This window comes from Chromobacterium alkanivorans, from assembly GCF_016937655.1.
Lineage (GTDB): Bacteria > Pseudomonadota > Gammaproteobacteria > Burkholderiales > Chromobacteriaceae > Chromobacterium > Chromobacterium alkanivorans.
Genome location: NZ_JAFHKL010000013.1, coordinates 41,347 through 67,642 on the forward strand (window position 1 = coordinate 41,347; position 26,296 = coordinate 67,642).

Annotated in this window: 23 protein-coding genes; 10 read left to right on the plus strand and 13 right to left on the minus strand. The window is 67.2% G+C overall.

What is annotated here, in order from left to right; genetic code table 11:
* Positions 1 to 168 precede the first annotated feature (168 nt).
* From pgl to pgi, 4 genes are read left to right on the plus strand one after another with little or no spacing between them, the layout of a single operon-like run.
* Positions 169 to 846, plus strand: coding sequence for a 6-phosphogluconolactonase (gene pgl / locus JW897_RS19970; RefSeq protein ID WP_205467376.1), 678 nt, complete (start codon positions 169 to 171; stop codon positions 844 to 846).
* Entirely contained in the window at positions 827 to 1,852 is a 1,026-nt protein-coding gene (locus JW897_RS19975; protein ID WP_205467377.1) for a glucokinase, read from the plus strand. Before pgl ends, JW897_RS19975 begins: the two co-directional genes overlap by 20 nt.
* Positions 1,853 to 1,856: 4 nt before the next feature.
* Positions 1,857 to 2,708, plus strand: coding sequence for a transcriptional regulator HexR (gene hexR / locus JW897_RS19980; protein WP_048415130.1), 852 nt, complete (start codon positions 1,857 to 1,859; stop codon positions 2,706 to 2,708).
* 5 nt (positions 2,709 to 2,713) lie between these two features.
* Positions 2,714 to 4,372 carry a glucose-6-phosphate isomerase gene (pgi, locus tag JW897_RS19985; RefSeq protein WP_205467378.1) on the plus strand — a complete coding sequence of 553 codons (1,659 nt, stop codon included), beginning with the start codon at positions 2,714 to 2,716 and terminating at the stop codon, positions 4,370 to 4,372.
* A 67-nt stretch (positions 4,373 to 4,439) separates the two neighbouring features.
* On the opposite strand, the gene JW897_RS19990 is transcribed toward pgi, so the two are convergent.
* The 6 genes from JW897_RS19990 to JW897_RS20015 form a co-directional block, all read right to left on the minus strand.
* Positions 4,440 to 5,117 carry an META and DUF4377 domain-containing protein gene (locus tag JW897_RS19990; RefSeq protein ID WP_053077443.1) on the minus strand — a complete coding sequence of 226 codons (678 nt, stop codon included), beginning with the start codon at positions 5,115 to 5,117 and terminating at the stop codon, positions 4,440 to 4,442.
* A 64-nt stretch (positions 5,118 to 5,181) separates the two neighbouring features.
* Positions 5,182 to 5,853, minus strand: a complete 672-nt coding sequence (locus JW897_RS19995; RefSeq protein WP_205467379.1) for an META and DUF4377 domain-containing protein — start codon at positions 5,851 to 5,853, stop codon at positions 5,182 to 5,184.
* A gap of 173 nt (positions 5,854 to 6,026) precedes the next feature.
* A complete protein-coding gene (locus JW897_RS20000; RefSeq protein ID WP_205467380.1) occupies positions 6,027 to 7,403 on the minus strand; it encodes an NAD(P)(+) transhydrogenase (Re/Si-specific) subunit beta in 1,377 nt (458 codons plus the stop codon).
* Positions 7,404 to 7,412: 9 nt separating this feature from the next.
* Positions 7,413 to 7,709: a proton-translocating transhydrogenase family protein gene (locus JW897_RS20005; protein WP_019101645.1), complete on the minus strand. Its 297-nt coding sequence runs from the start codon at positions 7,707 to 7,709 to the stop codon at positions 7,413 to 7,415.
* Positions 7,710 to 7,719: 10 nt separating this feature from the next.
* A complete protein-coding gene (locus tag JW897_RS20010; RefSeq protein WP_205467381.1) occupies positions 7,720 to 8,841 on the minus strand; it encodes a Re/Si-specific NAD(P)(+) transhydrogenase subunit alpha in 1,122 nt (373 codons plus the stop codon).
* Between the two features lie 457 nt (positions 8,842 to 9,298).
* Positions 9,299 to 10,024 (minus strand): substrate-binding periplasmic protein, encoded by a 726-nt coding sequence (locus tag JW897_RS20015; RefSeq protein ID WP_205467382.1) that lies wholly within the window; start codon positions 10,022 to 10,024, stop codon positions 9,299 to 9,301.
* Between the two features lie 327 nt (positions 10,025 to 10,351).
* Between JW897_RS20015 and JW897_RS20020 the strand changes: the two genes are divergently transcribed.
* A complete protein-coding gene (locus tag JW897_RS20020) occupies positions 10,352 to 11,287 on the plus strand; it encodes a GlxA family transcriptional regulator (RefSeq protein ID WP_205467383.1) in 936 nt (311 codons plus the stop codon).
* A 27-nt stretch (positions 11,288 to 11,314) separates the two neighbouring features.
* On the opposite strand, the gene JW897_RS20025 is transcribed toward JW897_RS20020, so the two are convergent.
* The 6 genes from JW897_RS20025 to JW897_RS20050 form a co-directional block, all read right to left on the minus strand.
* The gene (locus tag JW897_RS20025) at positions 11,315 to 11,785 is read right to left on the minus strand and encodes a thioesterase family protein (protein WP_205467384.1); all 471 of its coding nucleotides are present in this window, start codon (positions 11,783 to 11,785) and stop codon (positions 11,315 to 11,317) included.
* Positions 11,778 to 12,740 (minus strand): L-carnitine dehydrogenase, encoded by a 963-nt coding sequence (locus JW897_RS20030; protein WP_205467385.1) that lies wholly within the window; start codon positions 12,738 to 12,740, stop codon positions 11,778 to 11,780. The genes JW897_RS20025 and JW897_RS20030 overlap by 8 nt, the downstream gene beginning before the upstream one ends.
* Before the next feature lies 1 nt (position 12,741).
* Positions 12,742 to 13,644, minus strand: coding sequence for a 3-dehydrocarnitine:acetyl-CoA trimethylamine transferase CdhC (gene cdhC, locus JW897_RS20035; RefSeq protein ID WP_205467386.1), 903 nt, complete (start codon positions 13,642 to 13,644; stop codon positions 12,742 to 12,744).
* On the minus strand, positions 13,641 to 14,594 hold the full coding sequence (choX, locus tag JW897_RS20040; protein ID WP_205467387.1) for a choline ABC transporter substrate-binding protein: 954 nt from the start codon (positions 14,592 to 14,594) through the stop codon (positions 13,641 to 13,643). Before choX ends, cdhC begins: the two co-directional genes overlap by 4 nt.
* Before the next feature lie 264 nt (positions 14,595 to 14,858).
* The gene (locus JW897_RS20045; RefSeq protein ID WP_205467388.1) at positions 14,859 to 16,937 is read right to left on the minus strand and encodes a M60 family metallopeptidase; all 2,079 of its coding nucleotides are present in this window, start codon (positions 16,935 to 16,937) and stop codon (positions 14,859 to 14,861) included.
* 427 nt (positions 16,938 to 17,364) lie between these two features.
* Positions 17,365 to 17,850, minus strand: coding sequence for a putative pterin-binding protein (locus tag JW897_RS20050; protein WP_205467389.1), 486 nt, complete (start codon positions 17,848 to 17,850; stop codon positions 17,365 to 17,367).
* Between the two features lie 496 nt (positions 17,851 to 18,346).
* On the opposite strand from JW897_RS20050, the gene JW897_RS20055 reads away from it, so the two are divergent.
* From JW897_RS20055 to JW897_RS20075, 5 genes are read left to right on the plus strand one after another with little or no spacing between them, the layout of a single operon-like run.
* Complete coding sequence (locus JW897_RS20055) at positions 18,347 to 19,603, plus strand: MFS transporter (protein WP_205467390.1); 1,257 nt, start codon at positions 18,347 to 18,349, stop codon at positions 19,601 to 19,603.
* 29 nt (positions 19,604 to 19,632) lie between these two features.
* Positions 19,633 to 20,757: a LuxE/PaaK family acyltransferase gene (locus tag JW897_RS20060; protein ID WP_205467391.1), complete on the plus strand. Its 1,125-nt coding sequence runs from the start codon at positions 19,633 to 19,635 to the stop codon at positions 20,755 to 20,757.
* 1 nt (position 20,758) lies between these two features.
* Positions 20,759 to 23,182: an acyl-CoA reductase gene (locus JW897_RS20065; RefSeq protein ID WP_205467392.1), complete on the plus strand. Its 2,424-nt coding sequence runs from the start codon at positions 20,759 to 20,761 to the stop codon at positions 23,180 to 23,182.
* On the plus strand, positions 23,179 to 24,453 hold the full coding sequence (locus tag JW897_RS20070) for a phenylacetate--CoA ligase family protein (protein WP_240352309.1): 1,275 nt from the start codon (positions 23,179 to 23,181) through the stop codon (positions 24,451 to 24,453). Before JW897_RS20065 ends, JW897_RS20070 begins: the two co-directional genes overlap by 4 nt.
* Positions 24,450 to 25,361 carry a GNAT family N-acetyltransferase gene (locus JW897_RS20075; protein ID WP_048415144.1) on the plus strand — a complete coding sequence of 304 codons (912 nt, stop codon included), beginning with the start codon at positions 24,450 to 24,452 and terminating at the stop codon, positions 25,359 to 25,361. Before JW897_RS20070 ends, JW897_RS20075 begins: the two co-directional genes overlap by 4 nt.
* A 10-nt stretch (positions 25,362 to 25,371) precedes the next feature.
* Here JW897_RS20075 and JW897_RS20080 read toward each other — a convergent pair whose 3' ends face one another.
* Positions 25,372 to 26,148 (minus strand): hypothetical protein, encoded by a 777-nt coding sequence (locus JW897_RS20080; protein WP_205467393.1) that lies wholly within the window; start codon positions 26,146 to 26,148, stop codon positions 25,372 to 25,374.
* Positions 26,149 to 26,296: the final 148 nt, after the last annotated feature.

Here is a 26,296-nt window from a genome sequence, read left to right on the forward strand (position 1 = left end):
CTCAATCTCGAATGCTGCGGTGCTCGCCGTACTACTGTACGGCTGCGCTTCTCGCTTCGATCTCGCGGCGCTCGCGACGATGGCTGCCCCATGCTGACCGTTTGTTGCGCGTCTCGATCTCGGGGCTGCGATGCTTGACCTTAACTTTTTACCCGCGGAGCGCCGCTGATGAACTGCGTAGAATTTTCCGATAGCGAGCAACAGTCCACTGCGCTGGCCAATAGCGTGGCCGCCAGGCTGGGCGCCGCCATCGCTAGCCAGGGCGCCGCCGTGCTGGCGGTGTCCGGAGGCAAATCGCCGATTCCCTTCTTCCAGATGCTCAGCACCATGGCGATAGACTGGTCCAAAGTGACCGTCACCCTGGTGGATGAGCGCTTTGTGCCGGACAGCCATCCGGACAGCAACGCCGCGCTGGTGCGCGCCCACCTGCTGCGCGACCGCGCCGCGGAGGCGCGCTTCCTGCCCCTGGTCGGCGACGCCGCGGACATCGACGCCGACGTGGCGCGCGCCAACGCCGCTTTCGTTCCGCCCACCGTCGCCATCCTGGGCATGGGCGAGGACGGCCACACCGCCTCGCTGTTCCCCGGCGCCGACGAGCTGGCGGCCGGCCTGGACCCGGCGTCCGCCGCCGCCTTCCTGGCGGTGACGCCCAAGACCGCGCCGCACCGCCGGGTGTCGATGAGCTACGCCGCTCTGCTGCGCGCCGGTTGTTTGATCCTGTCCATCCAGGGCGACAGCAAGCGCCAGGTGCTGGACGCCGCCGCCCAGGGCGTCAGCGACGCGCTGCCGATCAGCCATTTCCTGGCCCAGGACAAGGTGGAGCTGGATGTCTACTGGTCTGCCTAAGCAATGGCCGCGGCTGCTGGCCGACATCGGCGGCAGCAACGCCCGCTTCGCGCTGGAGACCGCGCCCGGCGTGATCGAGGACATCGAGGTGCTGCCCTGCGCCGGCCATCCCACGTTGCTGGACGCGGTGCGCGCCTATCTGGACCTGGCTGGCGCGCGCGCGATCGCCCACGCCGCCTTCGGCATCGCCAACCCGGTGCTGGGCGACTGGGTGCAGATGACCAATCACCATTGGGCGTTTTCCATCGAGGCCACGCGCCAGGCGCTGGGCCTGAGCACGCTGCTGGTGATCAATGATTTCACCGCGCTGGCGCTGGCCCTGCCGCATCTGCCGGCCGGCGAGCTGCTGCGCATCGGCGGCGGCGAGGCGGAGGCCGGCGCGCCGCTGGCGCTGATCGGCCCCGGCACCGGTCTGGGCGTTTCGGCGCTGATTCCCTATCCGGGCGGTTACGCGCCCTTGTCCGGCGAGGGCGGCCACGTCGGTTTCGCCCCGTTCGACGAGCGCGAAGCCGACGTCTGGCGCCACGCGATGCGGCGCTTCGGCCACGTGTCCGCCGAACGCCTGCTGTCCGGATCCGGCATCCCATTGATTTATCAGGCCTTGTGCGAGCGCGCCGGCGAAACGGCCGCGGCGCTGGACCCGGCCGAGGTCACCGCGCGCGGTCTGTCCGGCGCCTGTCCGCGCTGTCGCGAAACCCTGGAAGTGTTCTGCGGCATGCTGGGCGGCGCGGCGGCGAATCTGGCCCTGAATCTCGGCGCCCGTGGCGGCGTGTATCTAGGTGGTGGTATCGTGCCGCGTCTACGCGGTTTTTTTGAACAATCACCATTCCGCCGCCGCTTCGAGGATAAGGGACGGATGTCCGGCTATCTGGCCGCGATTCCGGTCTATCTGATCGTCAGCTCCTACCCGGCCCTGCCGGGCGTGGCCGCCCATCTGGCGGCCGAACTGGCGAACGCCCGCGCCCGACCCCGGGCGCATCCTGACGACGGCGCGGCAGGAGAGTAAATACATGCTTGAACGTATCAGGAGCCAATTGGAGATCCTGTCCTCGGCCGAGCGCAAAGTGGCCGAGCTGGTGCTGGAACAGCCTTACACCGTGATCCAGGCGGCGGTGGCCGACATCGCCAAGAACGCCGGCGTCAGCCAGCCCACCGTGATCCGCTTTTGCCGCACCGTGGGCTGTTCCGGCCTGCCGGACTTCAAACTGAAGCTGGCCGGCAGCCTGGTCACCGGCGTGCCCTATGTGCACTCCAGCGTGCGCCCGGAAGACCCCACCTCGGAAATCGTCGCCAAGGTGTTCGACAACACCGTGTCCGCGCTGCTCAAGTGCCGCAACGACGTCAATCCGCAGTCGATAGAATCCGCGGTGCGCTTGCTGACCGACGCGCGCCGCATCGAGTTCTACGGCCTGGGCAACTCCGGCATCATCGCCGCCGACGCCCAGCATAAATTCTTCCGCTTCGGCATTCCCACCGTCGCCTATTCCGACACCCACATCCAGATGATGGCGGCGTCGGTGCTGGGCCCGGGCGACGTGCTGGTGGCGATTTCCAGCTCCGGCCGCACGCTGGAACTGCTGGAGGCGGTGGACGTGGCCCTGTCCGCCGGCGCCAGCGTGGTGGCGCTGACCACCAGCGGCTCGCCGCTGGCGCGCCGCTCCACCGTGGCCTTGATCGCCGACACGCTCGAAGACAATGAAACCTACAGCCCGATGATTTCGCGCATCGTGCACCTGGTGCAGATCGACATCCTGGCGGTGAGCGTGGCGCTCAAGCGCGGGCCGGGCCTGATCAGCCAGCTGGAAAAAACCAAGCACAGCCTGAAGAACCGCAGGCTGGACAACAAAACCGAAGAGGATTGACCATCATGAGCGGACTGACCGAACTGCCGGCCTGGCAAGCACTATGGGACCATTTTGCCGAGGCCAAGCACCAGCACATGCGCGATTTGTTCGCCTCCGATCCGGAGCGGGCGGAGCGCTATGCGCTGGAGGTGGGCGGCCTGTTCCTCGACTACTCCAAGAACCGCATCACCGACGACACCCTGAAGGGCCTGATGCAGCTGGCGCGCGAAGCCGGACTGCCGGCCAAGATCAAGGCCATGTTCAAGGGCGAGAAGCTCAACAGCACCGAAAACCGCGCGGTGCTGCACGTGGCGCTGCGCAACCGCACCAACTCGCCCATCCACGTGGACGGCGAGGACGTGATGCCCAAGGTCAACTCGGTGCTGGAGCGCATGGGCAAGTTCGCCCATGCGGTGCGCTCAGGCGAATGGCTGGGCTACACCAACCAGCCGATCACCGACATCGTCAACATCGGCATCGGCGGCTCGGACCTGGGCCCGCTGATGGTCTGTAGCGCGCTCAAGCCTTTCGGCCACCCGCGGCTGAACATGCACTTCGTTTCCAATGTGGACGGCGCCCAGCTCAAGGAAACGCTGAAGAAGGTCCATTCCGAGACCACGTTGTTCGTGGTGGAGTCCAAGACCTTCACCACTCAGGAGACGCTGACCAATGCGTTGACCGCGCGCGACTGGTTCCTGCAGCGCTCGCGCGATGAAAGCGCGGTGGCCAAGCACTTCGTCGCGGTGTCCACCAACCAGAAGGCGGTGGCGGATTTCGGCATCGATCCGTCGAACATGTTCGAATTCTGGGACTGGGTGGGCGGCCGCTACAGCCTGTGGTCGGCCATCGGCCTGCCCATCATGCTCTACCTGGGCGAGGAGAACTTCACCGAGCTCCTCAACGGCGCCCACATCATGGACCAGCATTTCAAGAACGCGCCGTTCGAACAGAACATGCCGGTGCTGCTGGCCATGATAGGCATCTGGTACATCAATTACTACGGCGGCGGCAGCCATGTGGTCGCGCCTTACGATCAATACCTGCACCGCCTGCCGGCCTTCATCCAGCAACTGGACATGGAGTCCAACGGCAAGCAGGTGATGCTGAACGGTCAGCCGGTGGACTTCGAAACCGCGCCCATCATCTGGGGCGAGACCGGCATCAACGGCCAGCACGCCTTCTTCCAGCTCCTGCACCAGGGCACCCACATCTCGCCTATCGACCTGATCGCCTCGGTGCAGAACTGCTCCAGCCTGCCGGGCCACCATGAAATCCTGCTGGCCAATGTGTTCGCCCAGGCCGAGGCCTTCATGCGCGGCAAGACCGCGGACGAGGTGCGCGCCGAGCTTAAGGAGCAGGGCCTCAAGGGCGAGGCGCTGGAGGCGCTGGTGCCGCACAAGGTGTTCGGCGGCAACCGTCCCACCAACACCTTGCTGATGAGCCGCCTGAACCCGCGCAATCTGGGTTCGCTGGTCGCGCTGTACGAGCACAAGATCTTCGTCCAGGGCGTGATCTGGCACATCAACAGCTTCGACCAATGGGGCGTGGAACTGGGCAAGCAATTGGCCAAGACCATACACGCGGAGCTGACCGGCAAGCTCAAGCACGCCGAGCACGACAGCTCCACCCGCCGCTTGATCGAGCTGTACCGCCAGGTCAACGCCGACGACTGCAAGTGCTGAGCCGGACGCCGGACCAATAAAAACGCGAGGCCGAGGCCTCGCGTTTTTATTGGGGTCACACCGCCGCTTATTTCTTGACGACTTCCTGCTCCACCACCATGTCCAGCACCCAGCGGATGGACGAAGCGTCGGCCGGCGGGTTCTCCACCTTGAACTCTTTCAGGCGCAGGCGGTAGGCGATGCCCGGCTCCGGCTTGAAGCCCTCGATCTCGCCGTAGTGCAGCTGCCACGGCTGGTCCTTGCTTTCGCGGATCTGCAGGCATTGCATCGGCGCCACGCCGGTGCAGGGCTTGCGCTCGGCGGCCACGTAGACGAAGCGGGTGACGCCGCCTTCCAGCGAAGGCTGGCGCTCAAAGCTCAGCGTCTTGTCGCCGGCCTGCAGCGTCAGCTTGTCGCCGTTCAGCTTGACCGCGGGCTTGGCGCCCAGGAAGGCGGCCAGCGCGCGGTCGCGCTCCATCGCCTCCGGCGGACACATCATCAGGGTGCTGGCCAGCTGCTTGCTGACCAGTTTGCCGCCTTCCAGCGACACCGGGCCGAACATGCCGTTGCAGCCGGCGCGGGCGGACACGCCGCCGTCCTTGAAGCTGAGGGTGATCGGGTGTTCGGCGGCGTCCTGTTTCCATTGGCCGGCCAGCGCGTCCAGTTTGATCTCCGCTTGGGCGTCCATTTTGGCTCCGGTTTGCGGGGTGGCGCAGGCGCTCAGGGCGGCGGCGGTCAGAGCGGCGAGCAAAAGCGATTTTTTCATTATCGTATTCCGTGGTTAAGGTCAGGGGCGGACTGCGCTTGGAGCGTCTGCCGTCCTCGAGAGTTCAGCGCAGCTTGCTGACTTCTTCGCTGTAGACGATGCGTTCCAGCGTCCAGCGCGCGCCGGCGTCGGCCTGCGCCGCCGGTTTCAGCTTGATGTAGTAGCTGACGCCGGGCTTGGGGTGAAAGCCGGCGATTTCGCCTTGCAGCGGCCGCCAGCTTTGCTCGGCGCGCTCGCGCACCTGCAGGCAGTCGCGCGCGGCTTCGCCGTTGTGGCAGGCCTGGCGCTCGGGCGCCACGTACAGGTATTGCAGCTTGGCCGGCTGCGCCGCCGGGTCGGCGTTGGGGGTCAAGCGCACGAAGCGGTATTCGGCGCGCTCCGACTTCAGCACCAGGTTCTGCGCCCGGCCGTCCGGCAGCACGCGGAAGGGGCTGGAGAGGAAGGCGACGAAGTGCTGTTCCATCTCCATCAGCGGCGCTTGGCAGGCCATGCGGGTGGTGGCCACCTGCGGCTTGCCTTGGGCGTCCACGGTGCGGACGAAGCGGTTGCAGCCGGCGAAGCCGGTGATCTTGCCTGGCTGGAAGGCCACGGTGGGCGGCTGGCCCGCGGGCGCCGGCGCCACCATCCGCCATTCGGTTCCCTGCAGATTGGGCATGGCCAGCGCCGGCAGCGGCAAGGCCAGCGCGCCCAGCCACAGCGCCGTTAGGCGCCGGGCGGAGAAGCCAGTGTTTTGCATTGCCATACTCCATGTATAAACAAAAACTAATATTTGTTTACAATACACCGGGCAGCCGTCGCTTGTGAAGCGCGGCGCGGCGAAAAAGCGGACGGCGAAATAGACGGAAACAAAAAACCGCCCAAGCTTAAAACATTGGGCGGTTTTGAAATGCGGTGGGCATGTCCGGCGTTTTACAGTTGCTCCACTCCCCTGAGCAGTTCCTCCACCACCTTCTTGGCGTCGCCGAACACCATCATGGTCTTGTCCATGTAGAACAGCTCGTTGTCCAGGCCGGCGTAGCCGGCGTTCATCGAGCGCTTGACCACGATCACGCTGCGCGATTTGTGGGCGTCCAGGATGGGCATGCCGTAGATCGGGCTGGTCTTGTCCTTCTGCGCGGCCGGATTGACCACGTCGTTGGCGCCTATCACCAGCACCACGTCGGTGTTGGAGAAGTCGGAGTTGATCTCCTCCATTTCCAGCACATGCTCGTAGGGCACCTCGGCCTCGGCCAGCAGCACGTTCATATGGCCCGGCATCCGTCCCGCCACCGGGTGGATGGCGTAGCGCACGTTGACGCCTTTCTGGTGGAGGATTTCTGCGAACTCCTGCAGGGCGTGCTGGGCGCGCGACACCGCCAGGCCGTAGCCGGGGACGATGATCACGCTGTCGGCGTTGGCCATCAGGAAGGCGGCGTCCTCGGCGGAGCCGGACTTGTGGTTCTTGGGCCCGCCGTCGCCGGCGCCGCCGCCGGCGGCCGCTTCGGCGCCGAAGCCGCCCAGCAGCACCGCGACGATGGAGCGGTTCATCGCCTTGCACATGATGTAGGACAGAATCGCGCCGGAAGCGCCGACGCAGGCGCCGGCGATGATCAGCACCGGGTTGTTCAGCGTGAAGCCGATGCCGGCGGCCGCCCAGCCGGAGTAGGAGTTCAGCATGGACACCACCACCGGCATGTCGGCGCCGCCGATCGGGATGATCAGCGTCACCCCCAGCGCCAGCGCGATGGCCAGCATGGTCAGGAAGGCGGCCTGGCTGTCGCTGAGGAAGTAGACCACGCCGAAGCCGACCATGGCGACGGCCAGCAGCAGATTAAGCAGATGCTGGCCCTTGAAGTTCACGGCCTTGGAGCCGAACTTGCCGGACAGCTTGCCGTAGGCGATCACCGAGGCGGTGAAGGTGATCGCGCCGATGAAGGCGCCGATGAACAGCTCCACCTTTTGCACCTGGGTGTGTTCCACGCCGCTGTGGAAGATGGCCGCCACCGCGATTAGCACCGCGGATAGACCCACCAGCGAGTGCATCGCCGCCACCAGTTCCGGCATGCCGGTCATCTGCACGGTCTTGGCCTTCCACGCGCCGATGGCGCCGCCGGCGACGATGGCGGACGCGATCAGCGCCAGCACCGGCTTGTCCATGATCAGCAGCGTGGTGGCCACCGCGATGAGCATGCCTATCATGCCGTAGAGGTTGCCGCGCAGCGCGGAGGCCGGGCTGGACAAGCCCTTGAGCGCCAGAATGAACAGCACCGCGGCCACGAGATAAAGAATTGCGGACAGGTTTTCCATCTTGGTCCCTTATTTCTTCTTTTTCTTGAACATGTCCAGCATCCTCTGGGTGACCAGGAAGCCACCGAAGATATTGATGCTGGCGAGGAAGATGCCGATGGTGCCCAACACCGAGGTGAGGGTGATTTCGGAACCGTTGATGTCCACCACCTGCAGCATGGCGCCGACGATGATGATGCCGGAAATGGCGTTGGTCACCGCCATCAGCGGGGTGTGCAGCGCCGGGGTGACGTTCCAGACCACGTGGTAGCCGACGAAGACGGCCAGCACGAAGACGGTGAGGCTGGTGATGAAGGGATCTACCATCTTGTTCTCCTTAATCGGCGGCGGGGAAACGAACCTGGCCGGCGTGGGTGACCAGCGTGGCGGACAGCAGTTCGTCTTCCAGGTTGAGGTTCAGGCCTTCCGGGGTCAGCAGCAGGCCGAGGAAGGTCAGCAGATTTCTGGCGTACAGGCTGGAGGCGTCCGCCGCCAGCAGGCCGGGCAGATTGGTCTGGCCCACCACGGTGACGCCGTTGTCCAGGCGCACGGTCTCGCCGGGGCGGGTGTGCGCGCAGTTGCCGCCGGTTTCCGCCGCCAGGTCCACGATCACCGAGCCCGGCTTCATTTCCGCCACCACCTCGGCCGACAGCAGCTTGGGCGCCGGCTTGCCGGGGATCAGCGCGGTGGTGATCACGATGTCCGCCGCCTTGGCGTGCTTGGCCACCAGCTCGCCCTGACGCTGGCGGTAGCTCTCGGACATTTCCTTGGCGTAAACGCCGCTATTGGCCATTTTCTCTTCCTCGCTCATCGGCACCTCGATGAACTTGGCGCCCAGCGACTCCACCTGCTCCTTGGTGGCCGGCCGCACGTCGAAGGCCTCCACCACCGCGCCCAGGCGCTTGCCGGTGGCGATGGCCTGCAGGCCGGCCACGCCCACGCCCAGAATCAGCAGCCGCGCCGGCTTCACCGTGCCGGCGGCGGTCATCAGCATGGGCATGAAGCGCGGGTAGTGCTGGGTGGCCAGCAGCACCGCGCGGTAGCCGGCGATGTTGTTCTGGCTGGAGAGCACGTCCATGCTCTGCGCGCGGGTGCTGCGCGGCAGCAGTTCCAGCGCGAAAGCGGATACGCGCTTGGCGGCCAGCGCCGGCAGGCTGTGGTTGTGGTAGGGGTTGAGCTGGCCTATCAGCGTGGCGCCGTCCTTCAGCGCGGCGATGCCGTCCTCGTCCAGCGGGCGCACCGTCAGCACGATGTCGGCCTGGGCCAGCGCCGCGGAGCGGTCCGCCGCGATGGAGGCTCCGGCTTCCTGATACGCCGCGTCCGGCTGCGCGGCCGCGAGGCCGGCGCCGCTTTCCACCGTGACGGCGTGGCCGCCGGCGACGAGCTTCTTCACCGTGTCCGGCGTAGCGGCCACGCGGTGTTCACCGGCCAGCCTCTCGGCTGGGATAGCGATATGCATGGTCTTCCTTTCCTGCGATTAGATAACAAAGATTCCAGATAGCGAACGCCCGTGCGTGGCTGAATCGAACGAGCGTTTGAATTCAATTAAAGGCATGCGGGATTTTCCCGCGCAACACTTATATTGCCGACCGTATACCGTCGGACAATTTCGACGGTGAAAGGGCCGGATGCTAGCAAAACCCTACAGCAGCGATGTGACGTGAATCAGACAGAGGCCAGTCAACGGCTGTTGGAGCGGAATTGCGGAAGAAAGACGGCGAAGCGGCCGTGGGCGGGCAGGCGGAACAAGGCGCGGAGGCGGATGAGGCCGGTCGACGCGCATATGCTGCCGGCAAGGCTTATGCACGACACTAGCGTTGACGGCGCGGCTTGTAAAGCTGCGCCATGCGCCAGTTGCCAGTCCGGGAGCGCGGCCGCGCCGGGCGGCTTGGGCTGTTGCGCGCGCGCGACGGCGGCTAGGAGAGGGGCTTCTGGGATTCGGCCAGCAGGCGCGCCACGGTGCCGTCCTGCAGCATGGAGCGCATCGCCAGCGCGATGCGGCGTTTGTGCGGGGAGCGCGGGGACAGGCCGATGCGGCGCGGCTCCGGCGAATACAGCAGCAGCGGCGCGCGCCTCACGTAGCGGCGGAATTCGGCGTCGGCGGCCAGCTCGGCGGTTTGGCGCTCGTCGGCGATCAGGGCGTCGATGCGGCCGGCCTTGAGCTTGCGGAAGTTGGAGTCCAGCGACGGGGCCGGCTCGCGCCGCAGGCGCAGGTCGCCGTCGAACTCGTCCTGATAACGCACGCCCTCCACCACGCCGATCAGAAAGGGATAGAGCTGGCGGTAGCTGCGCAGCGGCCGCGGGTCGTCGGCGCGCTGATACAGCGCCAGCCGGCTGCCGCTGGCGAAGGCGGGTTCGATGAAGTCGATGAATTCGCGGCGGGCGGCGGTGTTCTTCACGCCTATCACCACGTCGGCCTTGCCCTGGCGCATGTATTGCAGACAGCGCGCCAGCGGGCAGGGCAGGAAGACCAGCCGCAGCTTGGCGCGCCTGGCCATCTCGCGCATCAGCTCGGTGTACGGGCCTTGCGGCGCGCCGCGCGCGTCCATGGTTTTCCAGGGCGGGAACAGATTGTAGGCGAAGACCAGCGGCGGCTCCGCCGCCGCGCGCTGCATGCCGGCCATCAGGCAGACCAGAGCCAAAAGGGACTTGAGTTTCACAATGATGAACAGGTGCGAACGGGCGTCGGCGGCCCCGCGCTGCCGACTGCGGCCAGTGGGTCATTATCGGATGGCCGGGCGCGGCGCGGGCGGAAAAATTCACCGTTCCGAAAAAAACCATGGAAACAATATGGTATTGGAAATGTCCGCATCGGCAACCTGTCCCATTGGCTGGCGCGGCGCGGATCGGCGTGGATGGCCGCGCGTCGGCTTGCCGTTTGCAGTGAATGAACGGTAGGCTGTTGATTGTAAACATATTTAACGAAGGCGCGCCATGGATTTGATCATCGCCGCGGACGAGGGCTGAGCATGCGGGACTTCAGCTTTGTGTTGCTGCCCGAGTTTTCCATGCTGGGTTTGCTGGCGGCCACCGAGCCCTTGCGCGTGGCCAACCGCTTCCGCGACGGCGCCTATCGCTGGCGGCTGTTGAGCGCCGACGGCCGGCCGGTTGTCGCCAGCAACGGCATGTCCGTGGCGGCGCACGGCGCCTGGGACGAGGCGGAGGCGGCCGACGCGGTGCTGGTGGCGGCCGGTTTCCATCCGCTGCGCCACGGCGGCGCCGGCCTGCTGGCCTGGCTGCGCGGCCAGGACGCCGCCGGCCGCGTGCTGGGCGGCATCGACACCGGCTGTTTCCTCCTGGCCGAGGCCGGGCTGTTCCGGCAGCAGCGGCTGACCCTGCACTGGGAGGCGCTGCCGGCGTTCCGCGAGCGTTATCCGCTGCTCAACGCCACCCAGGAGCTTTACGAACTGGGGCCGCGGCGCATCAGTTCCGCCGGCGGCACCGCCTCCATCGACATGATGCTGGCCTTGATGGCGCGCAGCCATGGCCATGAGCTGGCGGTGCAGGTATCGGAACAGTTCGTGCTGGGGCGCATCCGCGCCCAGAGCGATCATCAGCGGCTGGAGCTGGGCGCGCGTTACGGCGTGCACAGCCGCAAGCTGATCCAGGCCCTGAGCCTGATGGAAAACCATATGGACGCGCCGCTGGACAGCGCGGCCTTGGCGGCCGGGGCGGGGGTGACGGCGCGTCAGCTGCAACGTTTGTTCCGCGCGCAGTTGGGCGCGGCGCCCAATGTCTTTTACCTGGGGCTGCGTCTGGAACACGGGCGGCGCTTGCTGTGCCAGAGCGGGCTCAACGTCACCCAGGTCAGTGCGGCTTGCGGCTTCGAGTCCGCCAGTTATTTCGCGCGCGCTTACCGCCGCCGCTTTGGCTGCGCGCCGGGAGCGGAGCGGCGCGAAGGGTGAGCGGCGGCGAGACGCGAAGAGAGCCGCTCAAGTCATCTCGATGCGGCGGCCGCAGTCCTCGGGCCAGGGCAGGCCGGCTTGCTGGCGCGTCAGCGCGTCCAGGCTTTGCCGCACCGGCGCGGAGAACGGCGCGCTCCGGCCCTGGCGGCCGTCCACATTGAGCAGCATCAGTTCACAGCTGGCCGCGGCGTCGGCCTCCTCGTCGCGATGCAGGCTGAGATGGAGCCGCAAGCGCTTGGCGTCGTGGGCCAGCAACTGTCCGTCCACCCGCAAGGCGGTCTGCTGGCGGATTTCGCGCAGATAGCGCAGATGAGCTTCCACCGTGTACAGGGTGTGGCCGCTGCGCTCGCGCGCCGCGGCGTCCATGCCGATGCGCTCCATCAGCGCGTCCACGGCGTGGCTGAACACCAGCAGGTAATAGGCGTCGCGCACATGGCCGTTGTAGTCCAGCCAGTCCGGCCGCGTCGTCGCGCGGTACAGGGCGAGGCGCTTACTCATGAGCTTGCAGGCCATGTTTGCGTTTGGCGGCCGCCACCGCTTCCATGACGCCGATCAGGCAGTCGTCGCGATAACGTTCCAGTTCCGCGATCGAACGTTGGCCAAGCTGGCGCGCGCAACCGTCCACCACCTGGTCGATCAGCGCCTCGCTCAGTTCGGGCGCCGGTAGCCGGGTCCAGGGCAGTTGCAGAGCCGGGCCGAACTGCTTCAGGAAATGGCGCATGCCGGCTTCGCCGCCGGCCAGGGTGTAAGTCTGGAAGGTGCCCATGAAGGCCCAGCGCAGGCCGGCGCCGAAGCGGATGGCGTCGTCGATTTCGCCGGTGGTGGCCACGCCGTCGTTGACCAGATGCAAGGCCTCCCGCCACAGGGCTTCCAACAGCCGGTCGGCGATGAAGCCGGGCACCTCGCGGCGCACGCGCAGCGGCCGCATGCCGAGTGCCGCGTAAATGCGCTGGGCGGCGTCCAGCGCCTGCGGCGCGGTATCGCGTCCGCCCAGCACCTCGACCAGCGGCAGCAGATAGACCGGGTTGAAGGGGTGGCCCACCACGCAGCGCTGCGGATGGCGGACGTCCTGATAGAACTCCGAGGGCAGCAGACCCGAGGTGGAGGAGGCGATGATGACCGTTTCCGCGGCGGCCGCGTCGATGCGGTGGTGCAGTTCCCGCTTCAGCGCCAGCGTTTCCGGCGCGCTTTCCTGGATGAAATCGGCGGCGGCGCAATCCTCCAGCCGCGCGACGAAGTTCAGCCGCTCGGGGGACGCGCCGGCGGACAGGCCGCGGCGTTCCAGCGCCGGCCAGGCGCGCTCCACTTGGGCGCGCAGCCGGGTTTCGGCCTGCGGCGCCGGGTCCCAGGCCAGCACGTCGCAGCCGGCCGCCAGCGCGCGGCAGGCCCAGCCGCCGCCGATGACGCCGGCGCCCAGCACGCCGAAGGTGGCGATGTCGGTACGGTAAGCCATCTCAATCTCCTTTTCCGCCGCGCGGCGGCAAGCCCAGCGTGATCCGGCCTTCCGCCGGCGTCAGCACCCGAGCGCCCATCAGCTCCAGCAGCCGCCGCGCCTGGTCCACCAGCGCGCCGTTGCTGGCGTACACGCCTTTGGCCAGGTACAGATTGTCTTCCAGCCCCACCCGGACATGGCCGCCCAGCAGCGCCGCCTGCGCCACCATGGGCATTTGCAGCCGGCCGATGCCGAAAGCCGCCCACTGCGCGCCCGGCGGCAGGCTGTCCACCATGGCCTTCATCGTGGTGGTGTCGGCCGGCGCGCCCCAGGGAATGCCCAGGCACAGCTGGAACAGCGGCGGCGAGTCCAGCAGCCCTTCGCTCAGCAGCTGTTTGGCGAAGCGCAGATGGCCGGTGTCGAAGACTTCCAGTTCCGGCTTGACCCCCAGTTGCTGGATGCGCTGCGCGCCGTCGCGTAGCTGCCCGGGAGTGGCGACGTAGATGAAGTCGCCGTCGCCGAAATTGAGGGTGCCGCAGTCCAGGGTGCAGATTTCCGGGCGCAGCTCCTCCACGTGCAGCAGGCGCTCCAGGCCGCCGACCAGATCGGTGCCCGGCCCCAGCGGCAGTGGTCGCTCGCCGGGGCCGAACTCCACGTCGCCGCCCATGCCGGCGGTCAGGTTGAGAATCATGTCCACGCCGGATGCGCGGATGCGCTCCACCAGCTCGCGGTACAGCGCCGGGTCGCGGCTGCCCTTGCCGGTGAGCGGGTCGCGCACATGGCAGTGCACCACGGTGGCGCCGGCGCGCGCCGCCTCCACCGCGGCGGCGGCGATCTGCCTGGGCGTGACCGGTATCGCTGGATGCTTGCCCACGGTGTCGCCGGCGCCGGTGACCGCGCAACTCAGTACGATGTCCTGGTTCATGCGCCGCTCCCGCTCTGGCCCAGATGGGCCTTGACCGCGGGCAGGCCGGGTTTGCCGTCAAAGGTGGCGACGCCGTCCAGCCAGCGCGCCAGCGGCTGGGGGTTGGCTTGCAGCCATTGGCGCGCGGCGCGCGCGGGCGGGACCCGTTTGAGGATGGCGTTCATCACCTGGTTTTCCATGTCCAGGCTGAAGCGGAGCTGGCCGATCAGCCGCCCGGCGTTGGGGCAGCGTTGCATGAAACCGTTGGCCACCACGGTATAGACCTTGGAGCCTCCGTATTCGGCGCCGAAGACTTTGTCGCCGCCGTCCAGATAGCTCAGCCGCATCAGATAGTTCATCGGATGGGGCTCCCAGGCCAGGAACACCGCCATGCGCTTTTGCCGTATCGCCCGGGACACCGCGGCCAGCATGCCGCTCTCGCTGGATTCCACCAGGGTGAAGCCTTGCAGGCCGAAATCGTTGTTGGCGATCATCCGCTTGATGATGGCGTTGCCCTGGCTGCCGGATTCGATGCCGTAGATCTTGCCGTCCAGCTGTTCGCGAAAGCGCGCGATGTCGGCGAAGGTGCGCAGGCCCTGCTCCGCAACCTGGCTGGGCACCGCCAGCGTGTATTTGGCGCCGATCAGATTGGGTTCCGGCAGCACTTGCAGTGCCTTGGCCTGTAGAAAGGGCGTGATGGCCGGCGTTTGCGACGGCACCCAGTAGCCGAGATACACGTCGATCTGCTGGTTTTTGAGCCCGGTGAAGGCGATGGGCTCCGAGGCGAGCTGGGTGCTGGGCTGGTAGCCCAGACCTTGCAGCACGGCGGTGGCCAGGCCGGTGGTGGCCGCGATATCGGTCCAGCCGATGTCGGCGAAGCGGATCTTGCGACAGCTCTCCGGCTCCGCGGCCCAGGTCTGGGTGGCTAGCGCGCCGCAAAGCAGCGCCAGCCAGGGAATGGCAGGTTTCATGTCCGACTCTCCCGCAAGCGGCCGTCGCCGACGGACAGCGTCGGGCCGCTAGGTTGGAAAGCATGGCCGTGACCATGTTGACGCCGCGGACTCAGAGGGAGCCGGAGCGCAAGGATCAATCTAGGCGCGAGGCGTAGAGAGTTAGCGCACGGGAGCGACCAATGCCGTCACCAGGGCGACCGGGACGCGTTCAAGGTGGCGGCGGCGACTTTGGCGGGCCGGCCTCGACGAAGGACGAGGCCGGCCCGCTTGCGGGAGCCGCGTTTACGGCGTCAGGTACTGGCTGCCGTCATAGGTGCCGATGTAGGTCCAGTTGCTGTTGCTGACCCCGGTGGTGGGAAAGTAGCCGTAGCTGGTGTTCTTCAGCACGAAGTAGTCGCGGCTGGAGCGATAGGGGTTGTCGTAGACGTAGACGTCCCCCACCGCGCCGCTGCGGCTGTCGCTCCAGCTGTTCAAGCGGCTCTTGCGCTGCGAGGTCAGCATCGCCAGGTCGTAGGACTGGGAGGCGGACAGCGGCGCGCCGTTGTAGCTGTCCAGGAACTGCCAGCCGGCGTTGCTGCCGCCTTCGGTCGGAAAGTAGCCGTAGCTCGCGGTTTTCAGCTGGAAGTAGTCGCGGGTGTTGCGGTAGGGGTTGTCGTAGACGTAGACGTCCCCCGGCGTGCCCGTGCGGCTCTCGCTCCATTTTTGCAGCGCGCTCTTGTTGTAGGCGGCCAGAATCATCGCGTCGTAGCTTTGCGCGCCGGGGCGGCGCAGCTGGATGGCGCTGCCCAGCGTCATCTGGGTGACGCCGTCGCTGACCGTGACGCGGATCGGCGCGTACGCGCCTTGCAGCGCCTGCGCGGGCGCGGTCAGCGTCGCCGTTGCGCTGTTGCCGGGCGAACCGCCGAAACCGGGCGGCAGCTGCCACTGGTAGCGCAGCGTCTTGCCGCCGGCGTTGCTGACCCGCGCTTCCACGCTGAAAGTGCGGCCGGCGTCGACGGCGTCCGGCAGCGACACGCGTCCGGCCAGGCCCTGCTGCTCCAGCGGGTAGCGATAGAGAAGGCTTTCGTCGCGGTTCAGCCAGATCGGCTGGGACAAACTGGGAAGGGCCAGGTTGCTCAGGCTCTGCCGGGTGGCCGTGTTGGCCTTCAGGCCCCATTTGTCGAAGAAGGGGGTCAGATTCTGGCCGGAGACGCGGCTGGTTTCGATGATGAAGCGCTGGCGCTTGTCCTCGTCGTTGGCGGGCAGCACGGCGAAGGGCATGCTGCGGTAGCGCTGTCCCAGCCGGCTGTAGAAATCCTTGCCGAAGGCCAGGTCCAACTGCCAGAACATCGCCGCGCGCACGAACAGGTCCGTTTGCGCGTCGAAAGACGGTTGCGCCTGGTTCAGATGCTGGCGCACCAGGTCCCACTTGCGGTCGGTTTCCAGCCGCGAACGCTGGCCCAAGGCCCGCTGCACATAGAGCGAGGTCAGGTTCACCGTCACCTCGGTCTGGTCGTTCCAAGTCATCGCCGGCATCTGGTAGTGATGACCCAGCTCATGCCAGGGGCCCCAACCGTCCTGCTGCAGCAATTTGGAGTTGGCCACCGAGCCGGCGCCGCCGACATTGGTGCCCAGCCAGTAATTGCTGGCCGACATATAGCCGCCGCTGCTGTCCGGCTTGGTGACGAATTGGTACTGGAACGGCGTCGCCGTGTGCGGGTAAGGATTGCCGGCGGCCAGGCCGTATTGTTCCTCGGCCAGGGTGACGATGCGGTCCCACAGCGTCATGGTGGCCACCGGGTCGTCCACCTGCTGGCGCAGGATGGACTGCGGCATGGTCACGATCATGCGCTTGCCCACCAGCTCCGCGTAGGGCTCGGCCGACAGGCGGTTCAGCATGGCGTTCCAGTCCGCGCTGCTGTGCTGACCCAGCACGAAACGCGGTATTTCGCGGCCGCCGCTTTGCAGCGTCGCCACGATCTTGCCGCTGCCGGGCTGGCTGCGCGGCGCGAAATAGATCACGGCGTCGTTCTGCGCGGTGATCTGATTGAGGCCGGGCCGCAGCGGGACCACCTGATTGGACGGCATGGCGCTGTTGGCGTTGGCGATAGGCACCAGCCACAGCTCCGGGGGCAGATTGGGCGGCATGCCCTGATAGGCGATATTGACACTCAGCGCTTCGCCCTTGCGGGCCCAATAGCCGGTGGACTGGGTGGGATGAGTGAGGAAGCCGCGGCGGTGGGCCATCAGCCATTCGCCGGGATCGCCGCGCTGTTCCAGCGTCAGCTGGCGCGGCGCGTCGGCGAAGGCGGACAGAGAGGGCAGGCTGGCGGCCATCGCGGCGCCAAGCCATAGACAGGAACTGAGCTTAAATGCGTGCATATTTCTCTTATTCCATCAGGCCATGCCGGACTGCTGCGGGCGCAGGGCACGGCCTGTCCAGTTGCGGGTTGCGCCCTGGCTCCCACCGGCATGAAGGGCGGGAGCCTACCCACTGGAGTCCGCTTCTTATTCCAAAGTTCTTATTTTATTCAGGTAAATATTTACTTGGGACTAACTGGATTTATTCAGCGCATTGACATTTTTAGTCGAGAATTCGGCTAAAAGCGGCTCATAAAAACCGCTCTCACGGCTGAGGCCAATCGGCGCAACGCGGCATCAGCGCTTGGCTAGCGGCTTAAGAGCCGCTAACAAAACTCAGTTTTACGGCTGAGGCAAGGCGCGCCGACGCAGACAGTACTTGAGTACGGCAAGTCGGCGCAACGCGGCATCAGGGGTTTTGTTAGCGGGTCTAAGCGCTACGCCGCGCTCAACGCACCACCAGCGCCTTCACCCGCCAGGCCAGCTTGGCGTCGATGTCGGCGGTTTGCAGTTCGCGGAAGTCGTTGAGCGGATACATCATCCACTGGCTGAAGCCCATTTCCTCCAGCGGCCGGCCGTTGATGCGCAGCGCCAGGATGGGCTGATAGCGGCTTTGGTCGCCGGGCGGGATCACCACCTTGTACTGGTCTTCTGTGACCACTTCCACCGGCCGGCCGGTCGCGCCCACGGCGCGCAGAATGGCGGAGAGCGTGGGGCCGGAGAAGGCCGACTTCGGCGTCCAGGTGGTCTTGGTCTGGATGGTGCGCTGCTGCAGGCGCTCCAGATCGGCCTTGCTGAAGTGGTATTCGCCGGCGCGGGTCTGATTGGACACCTTGATCTGGCCGGTGACCACCAGCGCCGGCGGCGCGCCGGCCAGCGCGGGCGCGGCGCAGAACATGGACAGGATGGCGGCAAAGGGCAGGATGGATCTCATGAGGGCGGGCTCCTGGAAGCGGAATGTCGATGGAGATGACATTTAACCTTGAGAATCCATTGTCATGCTTGTTGCAACGCAATGAAACGAGGTCATCCCGCGCTTGAGGCCTGCGCCGCTCAGCGCAATTTACATGCTGATTGGGAAGGTCGTTGTTTAATCAAACAATGGTTTTGATCGGAATCGTCTCTCCAAATATTAATTAACTTGCCATTTGCATATTATTTTGCGTTGTGGTTTATTTATATAAATATCCGTCGCCAAAATTGGATATTAATATATTTACTCTAGAATAACTGTCCAATAGGGCAGTCAATTCATTCAACAAGCCTGTCTATAATCTCGCCCCTTCTGAGTAGGCCATCGTCATTGGGTGGCCCTGCTTGATCGCCGAAATCAATGCCGCGCCGTCTACGCCTTCGCGTCGTTTTTTCATTGTTGGTTTTAAATAGCCCATGGTTTTTATAGGGCTGACATTCAATTACCTTGATATTTTATGAGTCAAAACTCAATTCAATCCCTGCTGCCTATTTCTCGAGGCCGGGCGCTGGGCTTTTGCCTATTGCTGGCCGCTTTCGAACTGCTGACCTATATCGGCAGCGATATGGTGATGCCGGCCATGTTGCAAGTCGTCGCCGACCTGAACGCCGACGCCCGCCACGTGCCCACCGCGCTCAACGCCTACCTGCTGGGCGGGGTGGCCCTGCAATGGCTGATTGGTCCATTGTCAGACCGTTACGGCCGCAAGCCGCTGCTGGTGGCCGGCGCCGTCGGCTTCGCCCTGGCCTGCCTGGCCGCCGTCGGCAGCCGCGACATCGAGCTGTTCAATCTGCTGCGCTTCATCCAGGGCCTGTCGCTGGGCTTCGTGATGGTGGTCAGCTACCCGGCGCTGCAAGAAGCGTTTCCGGAAAAAGACGCGGTGCGGCTGATGGCCTTGCTGGCCAATATCGCCTTGCTGTCGCCGTTGGTCGGCCCGCTGCTGGGCAGCCTGTTGCTGGGCCTGCTGCCGTGGCGCGGCCTGTTCGCGCTGATCGGCGCGCTGGCGGCGCTGGTGGCCGTCGGCCTGTGGCGCTGGATGCCGGAAACCCTGGGCGTGCAGCGGCGCGACGGCAGCCGGCTGGCGGCGAGCCCGCTGCGCCTGGGACGCAGCGCGCGCCAGTACGCGGCGCTGCTGCGCAACGCCCCCTTCATGCACGGCAGCGTGGCGCTGGGCCTGCTGTCCATTCCGCTGGTGGGCTGGATCGGCCTGTCGCCGCTGCTGCTGATGCGCGGCCTGGGCTTGTCTGGGATCGAATACGGCCTGTGGCAGCTGCCGGTGTTCGGCGGGCTGATCGCCGGCAATCTGACCTTGAACCGGCTGGCCGCGCGCCTGGAACTGGAGCGGGTGCTGCGGCTGGCGCTGTGGCCCTTGTTCGGCGGCCTGGCGGCGATGCTGGCGCTGACCTGGTCCAGCGGCGCGCTGCCGGCGCTGGCGGCCGGCCTGACGCTGTACGCCTTCGGCCTGGGCCTGGGCCACGCCACCCTGTACCGCTTCACCCTCTACGCCAGCGACAGCGGCAAGGGCGCGGTGGCGGCGATGCTGGGCATGATTTCCACCGCCTTGCTCGGCCTGGGTTGCAGCGCGCTGGCCTGGCTGGGCGCCGGCGCCGGACTGCAAGCCTTCGCCGGTTGGGCCGCGCTGGGCGCCGGCCTGGCGGCGTGGCCGCTGTGGCGTTTGCTCAAGCAGCGCGCTTACGCCTTGCAAGCGGCTTGATTCCCCATTCTCACTCCCGGAGCCCCACCATGCTGAACCATGTCGACGCGCTGTGCGCGCTGGAACACCCTTATCGCGCCGATGCCGACGGCGACCGGCTGTTCGACGCCGCCATGCGCGAACTGAGCCATTACCATTGCGAACACACACCCGGCTATCGCAGCTGGCTGCAGGCCAACGGCCTGGACGCCGCCGCGCTGGAAACGCTGGACGATTGGTCGCAGCTGCCGCCGCTGTTCGCCAACTACTTCAAGCGCCGGCTGGTGGTCAGTGCCGCCGGCCAGGACGCGCTGGAGCTGACCTCCTCCGGCACCACCGGCCAGAAAAGCCGCATGCGTTACGACGCGCGGAGCCTGGGCGCGGCGCAAAGCATGGTGGATCGCATCTTCCGGCATTACGGCTGGGACACGCCGCAACAGCCGTGCAACTACCTGCTGCTCAGCTACGAACCGGCCGGCGCCATCACCCTGGGCACCGCCTACACCGACCAATTCCTGTGCAAATACGCGCCGGTGAACCAGGCCTGTTACGCCTTGCGCCACAACGGCCACGGCAATGAGTTTGATCCCTTCGGCGTGATCCGCGCCTTGCAGGACTTCGCCGAACAAGGCCTGCCGGTGCGCATGCTGGGCTTCCCCGCCTTCCTGTGGTTTGCGCTGGAACGGATGCGGGAACTGGGCCTGCCGCCGCTGCAACTGCACCCGGAATCGCTGGTGTTCCTGGGCGGCGGCTGGAAGACCCACGCCGACCGCGCCATTCCCAAGGCCGAGCTGTACCGGCGGCTGGGCGAGCAACTGGGCATTCCGGACGCGCGCTGCCGCGACGGCTACGGCGCGGTGGAGCACCCGGTGCCTTACGTGGAGTGCGAACGCCACCGCTTCCACCTGCCCAGCTACGCCCGCGCGGTGATCCGCGACACCGCCAGCCTGCGGCCGCAACCCTACGGCGCCGCCGGCTTCCTCAACCTGCTGTCGCCCTACATCACCTCCAGCCCGGCGCACAGCATCGTGATGGGCGATCTGGCCGTGCTGCATCCGGCCGAGAGCTGCGGCTGCGGCCTGGCCACCGACTGGTTCGAACTGCTGGGCCGCGCCGGCACCAGCAAGAGCCGCAGCTGCGCGGTGGCCGCCTCCGAATTGATCAAGGAATCCTGATATGTATCTATTAAATGGAACACTGAACGCCGCCGTGGACGCCGCCGCCGCGCTGGCGCAATTGCAAGCGGGCCTGCCGGCCGCGCTGGCCCGGCCGCCGGCCTTGGACGCGGTGTTGGCATGCGCCGAAGGCTTCGCCGCCGCGCTGCCGCAACGGGCGCAGGCGCTGGGCCTGGACGCCGCCGCCGTCGACGCGCTGCAAGGCTTTTGCCGGCGCGAGGCGCTGGAAGCCAAGGTAAGCCGAGAACTGGGCGAGCAGGCCTTCTCGTTGCGCCGCTTCGACTACCGTCAGCCGCGCTTCGAAAGCTGGCGGCCGTTGGGCCTGGTGGCCCACATCACCCCGGCCAACGCGCCGCTGCTGCCCTTCATGGCGGTGTTGGAAAGCCTGCTGGCCGGCAACGTCAACTGGCTGCGCCCCAGCGGCAGCGACCAAGGCCGCAGCGCGCGGCTGTTGGCCGATTTTCTGAGCCACGACGCCGTCGGCGATCTGGCCGCCCACGTGGCGGTGCTGCCGCTGGCCACCGACCAACTGGCCGGCCTGCTGGCCCGCGCCGACGCGGTGTCCGCCTGGGGCGGCGACGCCGCGCTGGAAGCAATCCGCCGCCAAGTGCCGGCCGGCTGCCGCTGGATACCCTGGGGCCACCGCATCAGCTTCGCCTACCTGGACCCGGCCGCGGCGACGGTGGCCGATTACGACGCGCTGGCCGACGACGTCTGCCGTTTCGACCAGCAAGCCTGCTCCAGCCCGCAATGCCTGCTGGTGGACAGCGCGGACGAAGCCGTCTTGCGCGGCGTGGCCCAGTCCATGGCCGCCGCGCTGGCGCGCCGCGCGCCGGCTTGGCCGGCTCTGCAGCCGGACGTGCAGGAAGCCGCGGAGATCTCCAGCCAGCTGGCCATGTTGCGGCTGGACCAGTCTTTCGCCGGCGTGGCCGGCGCGGTGGAGCAGGGCGAGGGCTGGCGCGTGGCCTGGGCGCAGCGTCAGGAACTGGCGGCCTCGCCGCTGTTCCGCACCCTGCAACTGCGGCCGGCGCCGCGCGCGCGGCTGGTGGAACTGCTGCTGCCCTGGCGCACCCATCTGCAAAGCTGCGGCCTGATCGCCGCGCCGGAGCAAGTGCCGGCGCTCAGCCGCCTGCTGCTGGACGCCGGCGTCAGCCGGCTGTGTCCGGTGGGGGCGATGCACGACGGCTACGCCGGTGAGCCGCACGACGGCGTTTACGCGCTGAGCCGGCTGACGCGGCGGGTGTCGGTCAGCCTGCGCGACGGCCAGTTGCCCGGCCACGCGGCGCTGGACGCCCTGCCGCCGTCGCCGGCCGGCCTGGACGCGCTGCCGGTGATGGACAAGGCGGCATTCCAGCAAGCCGAGATGGGGCCGGCCGCCCAGCTGTTCTTCCGCAGCGGCGGCAGCAGCGGCGAGCCCAAGCTGGCCGGTTTCAGCTACCGCGATTACCACCGCCAGATGCAAGCAGCAGCGGACGGCCTGCTCGCCGCCGGCCTGGACCCGGCGCAAGACCGGGTGATGAATCTGCTCTACGGCGGCAACCTCTACGGCGGCATGCTCAGCTTCTTCACCATCCTGGACAAGCTGGGCGCGCCGCAATATCCAATGGGCGGCCCGGTGGACGACGACTTCAGCCAGATTGCCCACTTCATCGTGTCCCGCGGCGTCAACACCCTGGTGGGGATGCCGGGCACCTTGCAGCGCCTGTTCGAATGCGAGGAAGCCGCGCTGCGCGCCTACGGCGGCGTGCGCAAGCTGTTTTGCGGCGGCGAGCACATCAGCGAGGGCCAACGCCAGTTCCTGGCCGGCTTCGGCGTGGAGCTGATCCGCTCCGCGATGTACGGATCGGTGGACGCCGGCCCGCTGGGCCACGCCTGCGACCACGGCCGCGACGGCGAATTCCACCTGCTGGCCGACATCCAGTGGCTGGAAATCCTGGAGCAGGACAGCGACCGCCCGGCTGCGCCCGGCACAGTCGGCCGGCTGGCCTTCACCTCGCTGGCGCGCGAAGGCCAGCCGGTGCGGCGCTACGACCTGGGCGATCTGGGCCGCTGGCTGCCCGGCCGTTGCGGTTGCGGCCTGCCGTCGCCGCGCTTCCAGCTCACCGGCCGCCACGGCGCGCTGCTGCGCGCCGGCACCATCTTCGTCAACCCGGAAGCGCTGTCCGCGCCGCTGGGCCTGGCTGTGCAATGGCTGGTGGACCACGCCGCCAGCGGCGGCGACCGCATCCGGGTGTTGGCCGACGGCGACGCCGCGCAAGTGCGCGCTCAACTGCTGCAACACCCGATGCTGAACGAAGTGGTCAGCGGCGGCCTGCTGCAACTGGACGTCATCGCCACCCCGGCCAGCCAATTCCAGCGCCATCCGCAAAGCGGCAAGACCCCGCTGGTGTTGGACCAGCGCCGCAAGACGGAGCCGGCGCGATGAACGCCGCTATGGATGCCAGGCTGCGCCGGCTGGTGGAACACGCCCGCGCTCACTCGCCGTTTTTCACCGCGCTGTACCGCGAGCTGCCGGCGGACTGGACGCTGAGCGATCTGCCGCTGATAGAACCGGCCGACTACTGGCGTCAATGCCAGCCGCTGGCGGATTGGCCGGTGCTGAGCGGCCCGCTGGCGGACGGCCATGTGTTCAAGACCGGCGGCTCCACCAGCGAGGGCAAGCTGTCGGTGTTCCGCCGCGACGAATGGCAGGCCTTCGTCCGCGCCTTCGGCCAGGGCCTGGGCCGGCAGCTGCTGCCCGGCGACCGCGTCGCCAATCTGTTCTTCGCCGGCGATCTCTACACCAGCCTGCTGTTCATCCACGGCGCGCTGTCGCACTCGCCGGTGCCGGTGGTGGAATTCCCGTTCACCTGCAATGTCGAGGACGCCGCGCTGGCCGACGCCATCGCCACGCTGGACATCAATGTGCTGGCCGGCGTGCCGGTGCAACTGGTGCGCTTCGCCAGCTGGTTGCAACAGGCCGGCCGCACGCTGCCCGGCGTGCGCTGCCTGCTCTACGGCGGCGAAAGCCTGTTCGCCGAGCAACTGGCCCTGCTGGGCCGGGTGTTTCCCAAGGCCCGCATCGGCTCCATAGGCTGCGCCAGCGTGGACGCCGGCCTGATCGGCGCCGCCGGGCCGGATTGCGGCCAGGGCGAACACCGCGTGTTCGACGCCGACACCCTGGTTGAAATCATCGACGAGGCCAGCGGCCTGCCGATCACCGAGCCGGACCGCAAGGGCCTGCTGGTGGTCAGCAATCTGCAACGCCGGCTGATGCCGGTGATCCGCTACCCCACCGGCGACCTGGCCTGCTGGCGCGAACCGGCCGGGCGGCCGGAACGCAAGTTCGCTCTGCAAGGGCGCGCCAGCCGCGGCCACCGCGTGCGCGTCTGCACGCTGTCCTTGTTCCCGGACGAGCTGGACCCGCTGCTGCGCGGGCAGGACGGCGTGCTGGCCTGGCAGCTGCTGGTGGGCCGCCGCGACGGCGTCGACACCCTCAGCCTGCGAGTGGCCAGCGAGTACGCGCCGACTCCGGCGGCGGAGCCGCTGCGCCAACTGCTGCTGACGGCGCAGCCGGCCTTGGCCGAGCTGTGCCGCCAGGGCCTGCTGCGCTTGGACGCCGCCTACTGCGCGCCGGAGGCCATGCACACCCATCCGCGTTCCGGCAAGCTGATGCGGGTGGTGGACCAGCGCGCTTACGACGAGGTGGCGGCATGAGCATAGACATCCGCGTTTTCCAGGCGGACGACGCCGCCGGCGTCAGCGCCTTGTTCCGCGCCATCTACGGCGAACACTACGTCTATCCGGACGTGTATCTGCCGTCTATGATCCGCCGCCACAACGCCGCCGGCCGCTGGCATTCCGCCGTCGCCGTGCGCGATGGCCGCGTGCTGGGCCACGCCGCGCTGTGGCGCGACCCGCATTGCCCGGGCAGCGCCGAGCTGGCGCTCAACGTGGTGCATCCGGACGCGCGCGGCCAGGGCCTGGCCACCGCATTGGGCCGCCATCTCAGCGCCCAAGGCGCGGCCCTGGGCCTGAGCATGCTCACCATCAAGCAGGTGTCGTCCCACGGCCAGAGTCAGCGCCTGGCCAAGACCCTGGGCTTCCACACCACCGGCCTGCTGCTGGACTACGTGGCTTCGCCGTTTGGCCAGCCGCAGCCGGAAAGCATTGTGCTGGGCTGCCTGCCGCTGCAAAGCCGGCCGATTCCGGCGCTGAACTGGCCGGCGGCGTGGCGGGAATGGCTGACGCCGCTGAGCCGCGCCTTCGGCAGCGCGCCGCCGCCGGAGCAGGCTCCGGCCGGCGGCCTCAGCATCGCCAGTCATGGCCGGCGGCTGGAAGTGGGGCTGGAGGACATCAGCGGCGGCCGGCTGCGCGAAGTGGCGGCGCTGCCGGCCGGGCGCTTGGTCTACGTCAGGCTGGCGCTGGGGCCGGACGCCCCGCGCGCGGCGGCCGCGCTGCAACAGGCTGGCTTCGTCTGCGGCGGCCTGGTGCCCGGGCCGGACGGCAGCTGGCAGGCGTTGCTGCTGCGCGGGCACGGCCAGCAGGAACTGGCGCTGAGCTGCCCCTTGGCCAACCATCTGCATCGGTTGAGCCGGCAGGTGGCGGCGGCGGTGGCCGCCTGAGGCCGGCGGTTCAGCCGCGCAGGCCAAAACGCCGCCGCCGCGCGTCCCGGTGGCGGGTTTTGTCTGCGATGGCCTGCCGCAGCAAGGCCAGCTGATAAGCGCGCCGGTGCAGCACCGCCTTGAGTAGAACCCCGCCCAGCAGCATGCCGGCGACGCCGGCCAGGGCCAGCATCAATAGATCGCGTCCATTCCAATGGCTGAAAGGCAGGGAGAAATGGAACAGCCGGTTCAAGGCCGAGCCTTGATCGGACAGTTTTTCCCACACCGCCAAGGCGAAGCCGGCGATGGAAAACAGAGCGAGCTGCTCATGGCTGCCGATGATGGCGCCGATGCGGCTGCCGACTTGCTCCTGCTTGTCTTGCAGCGCCTGCGCCGCCTGTTCCAGCGCGGACTGCCGGTAAGGTCGCAATAAAGCCGCCTGGAGCCGGTCATGTCCCAGTTCCTTCAACAGATCGCGCTGGGCCTGGTGTCGGAAGCGGATCAGCAAGGCCAGGCCGGGCAGGCTGTTGACGATGATGGAAAGCAAGGACAGCGCGATGCACAGCAGCGCCAGGATTTGCGCGGTCCAGACGCCAATGCGGGGCAAGGGCGCGGCAAGATGCCACAGGGCCAGAACCAGCAGTGCCGCGAACAGGCCGCCAGAGCTCAGCAAGGCCAGCTGCGCGTAGCGCTCGCAGCCGCGTTCGAAGGAGCTTTGCTTCTGCTTGGCGCTAATGGGGCGCAGGCTGTGCAGCCGTTGCAGCACGGCGTCGGGATCATGCAACGGGTTGCGATGGGAGACGGTCATGAGGAATTCGATGGCGGCCAAAACCCGGCATCCTAATCCAAACGGCATGCGGCGTCAGCGGTTGGCGTCTGAGTTTTATCGGCAAAGCCGGGATGGCCGTTCCATGATGAAGGGCGTGAGCTTCAAACGCGCAAGCGTTGAAAGTTAT

Coding starts and splice junctions, on each gene's coding strand:
- pgl (WP_205467376.1), top strand. CDS start 169: ATGAACTGCGTAGAATTTTCCGATAGCGAGCAACAGTCCACTGCGCTG.
- JW897_RS19975 (WP_205467377.1), top strand. CDS start 827: ATGTCTACTGGTCTGCCTAAGCAATGGCCGCGGCTGCTGGCCGACATC.
- hexR (WP_048415130.1), top strand. CDS start 1,857: ATGCTTGAACGTATCAGGAGCCAATTGGAGATCCTGTCCTCGGCCGAG.
- pgi (WP_205467378.1), top strand. CDS start 2,714: ATGAGCGGACTGACCGAACTGCCGGCCTGGCAAGCACTATGGGACCAT.
- JW897_RS19990 (WP_053077443.1), bottom strand. CDS start 5,117: ATGAAAAAATCGCTTTTGCTCGCCGCTCTGACCGCCGCCGCCCTGAGC.
- JW897_RS19995 (WP_205467379.1), bottom strand. CDS start 5,853: ATGCAAAACACTGGCTTCTCCGCCCGGCGCCTAACGGCGCTGTGGCTG.
- JW897_RS20000 (WP_205467380.1), bottom strand. CDS start 7,403: ATGGAAAACCTGTCCGCAATTCTTTATCTCGTGGCCGCGGTGCTGTTC.
- JW897_RS20005 (WP_019101645.1), bottom strand. CDS start 7,709: ATGGTAGATCCCTTCATCACCAGCCTCACCGTCTTCGTGCTGGCCGTC.
- JW897_RS20010 (WP_205467381.1), bottom strand. CDS start 8,841: ATGCATATCGCTATCCCAGCCGAGAGGCTGGCCGGTGAACACCGCGTG.
- JW897_RS20020 (WP_205467383.1), top strand. CDS start 10,352: ATGCGGGACTTCAGCTTTGTGTTGCTGCCCGAGTTTTCCATGCTGGGT.
- JW897_RS20025 (WP_205467384.1), bottom strand. CDS start 11,785: ATGAGTAAGCGCCTCGCCCTGTACCGCGCGACGACGCGGCCGGACTGG.
- JW897_RS20030 (WP_205467385.1), bottom strand. CDS start 12,740: ATGGCTTACCGTACCGACATCGCCACCTTCGGCGTGCTGGGCGCCGGC.
- cdhC (WP_205467386.1), bottom strand. CDS start 13,644: ATGAACCAGGACATCGTACTGAGTTGCGCGGTCACCGGCGCCGGCGAC.
- choX (WP_205467387.1), bottom strand. CDS start 14,594: ATGAAACCTGCCATTCCCTGGCTGGCGCTGCTTTGCGGCGCGCTAGCC.
- JW897_RS20045 (WP_205467388.1), bottom strand. CDS start 16,937: ATGCACGCATTTAAGCTCAGTTCCTGTCTATGGCTTGGCGCCGCGATG.
- JW897_RS20050 (WP_205467389.1), bottom strand. CDS start 17,850: ATGAGATCCATCCTGCCCTTTGCCGCCATCCTGTCCATGTTCTGCGCC.
- JW897_RS20055 (WP_205467390.1), top strand. CDS start 18,347: ATGAGTCAAAACTCAATTCAATCCCTGCTGCCTATTTCTCGAGGCCGG.
- JW897_RS20060 (WP_205467391.1), top strand. CDS start 19,633: ATGCTGAACCATGTCGACGCGCTGTGCGCGCTGGAACACCCTTATCGC.
- JW897_RS20065 (WP_205467392.1), top strand. CDS start 20,759: ATGTATCTATTAAATGGAACACTGAACGCCGCCGTGGACGCCGCCGCC.
- JW897_RS20070 (WP_240352309.1), top strand. CDS start 23,179: ATGAACGCCGCTATGGATGCCAGGCTGCGCCGGCTGGTGGAACACGCC.
- JW897_RS20075 (WP_048415144.1), top strand. CDS start 24,450: ATGAGCATAGACATCCGCGTTTTCCAGGCGGACGACGCCGCCGGCGTC.
- JW897_RS20080 (WP_205467393.1), bottom strand. CDS start 26,148: ATGACCGTCTCCCATCGCAACCCGTTGCATGATCCCGACGCCGTGCTG.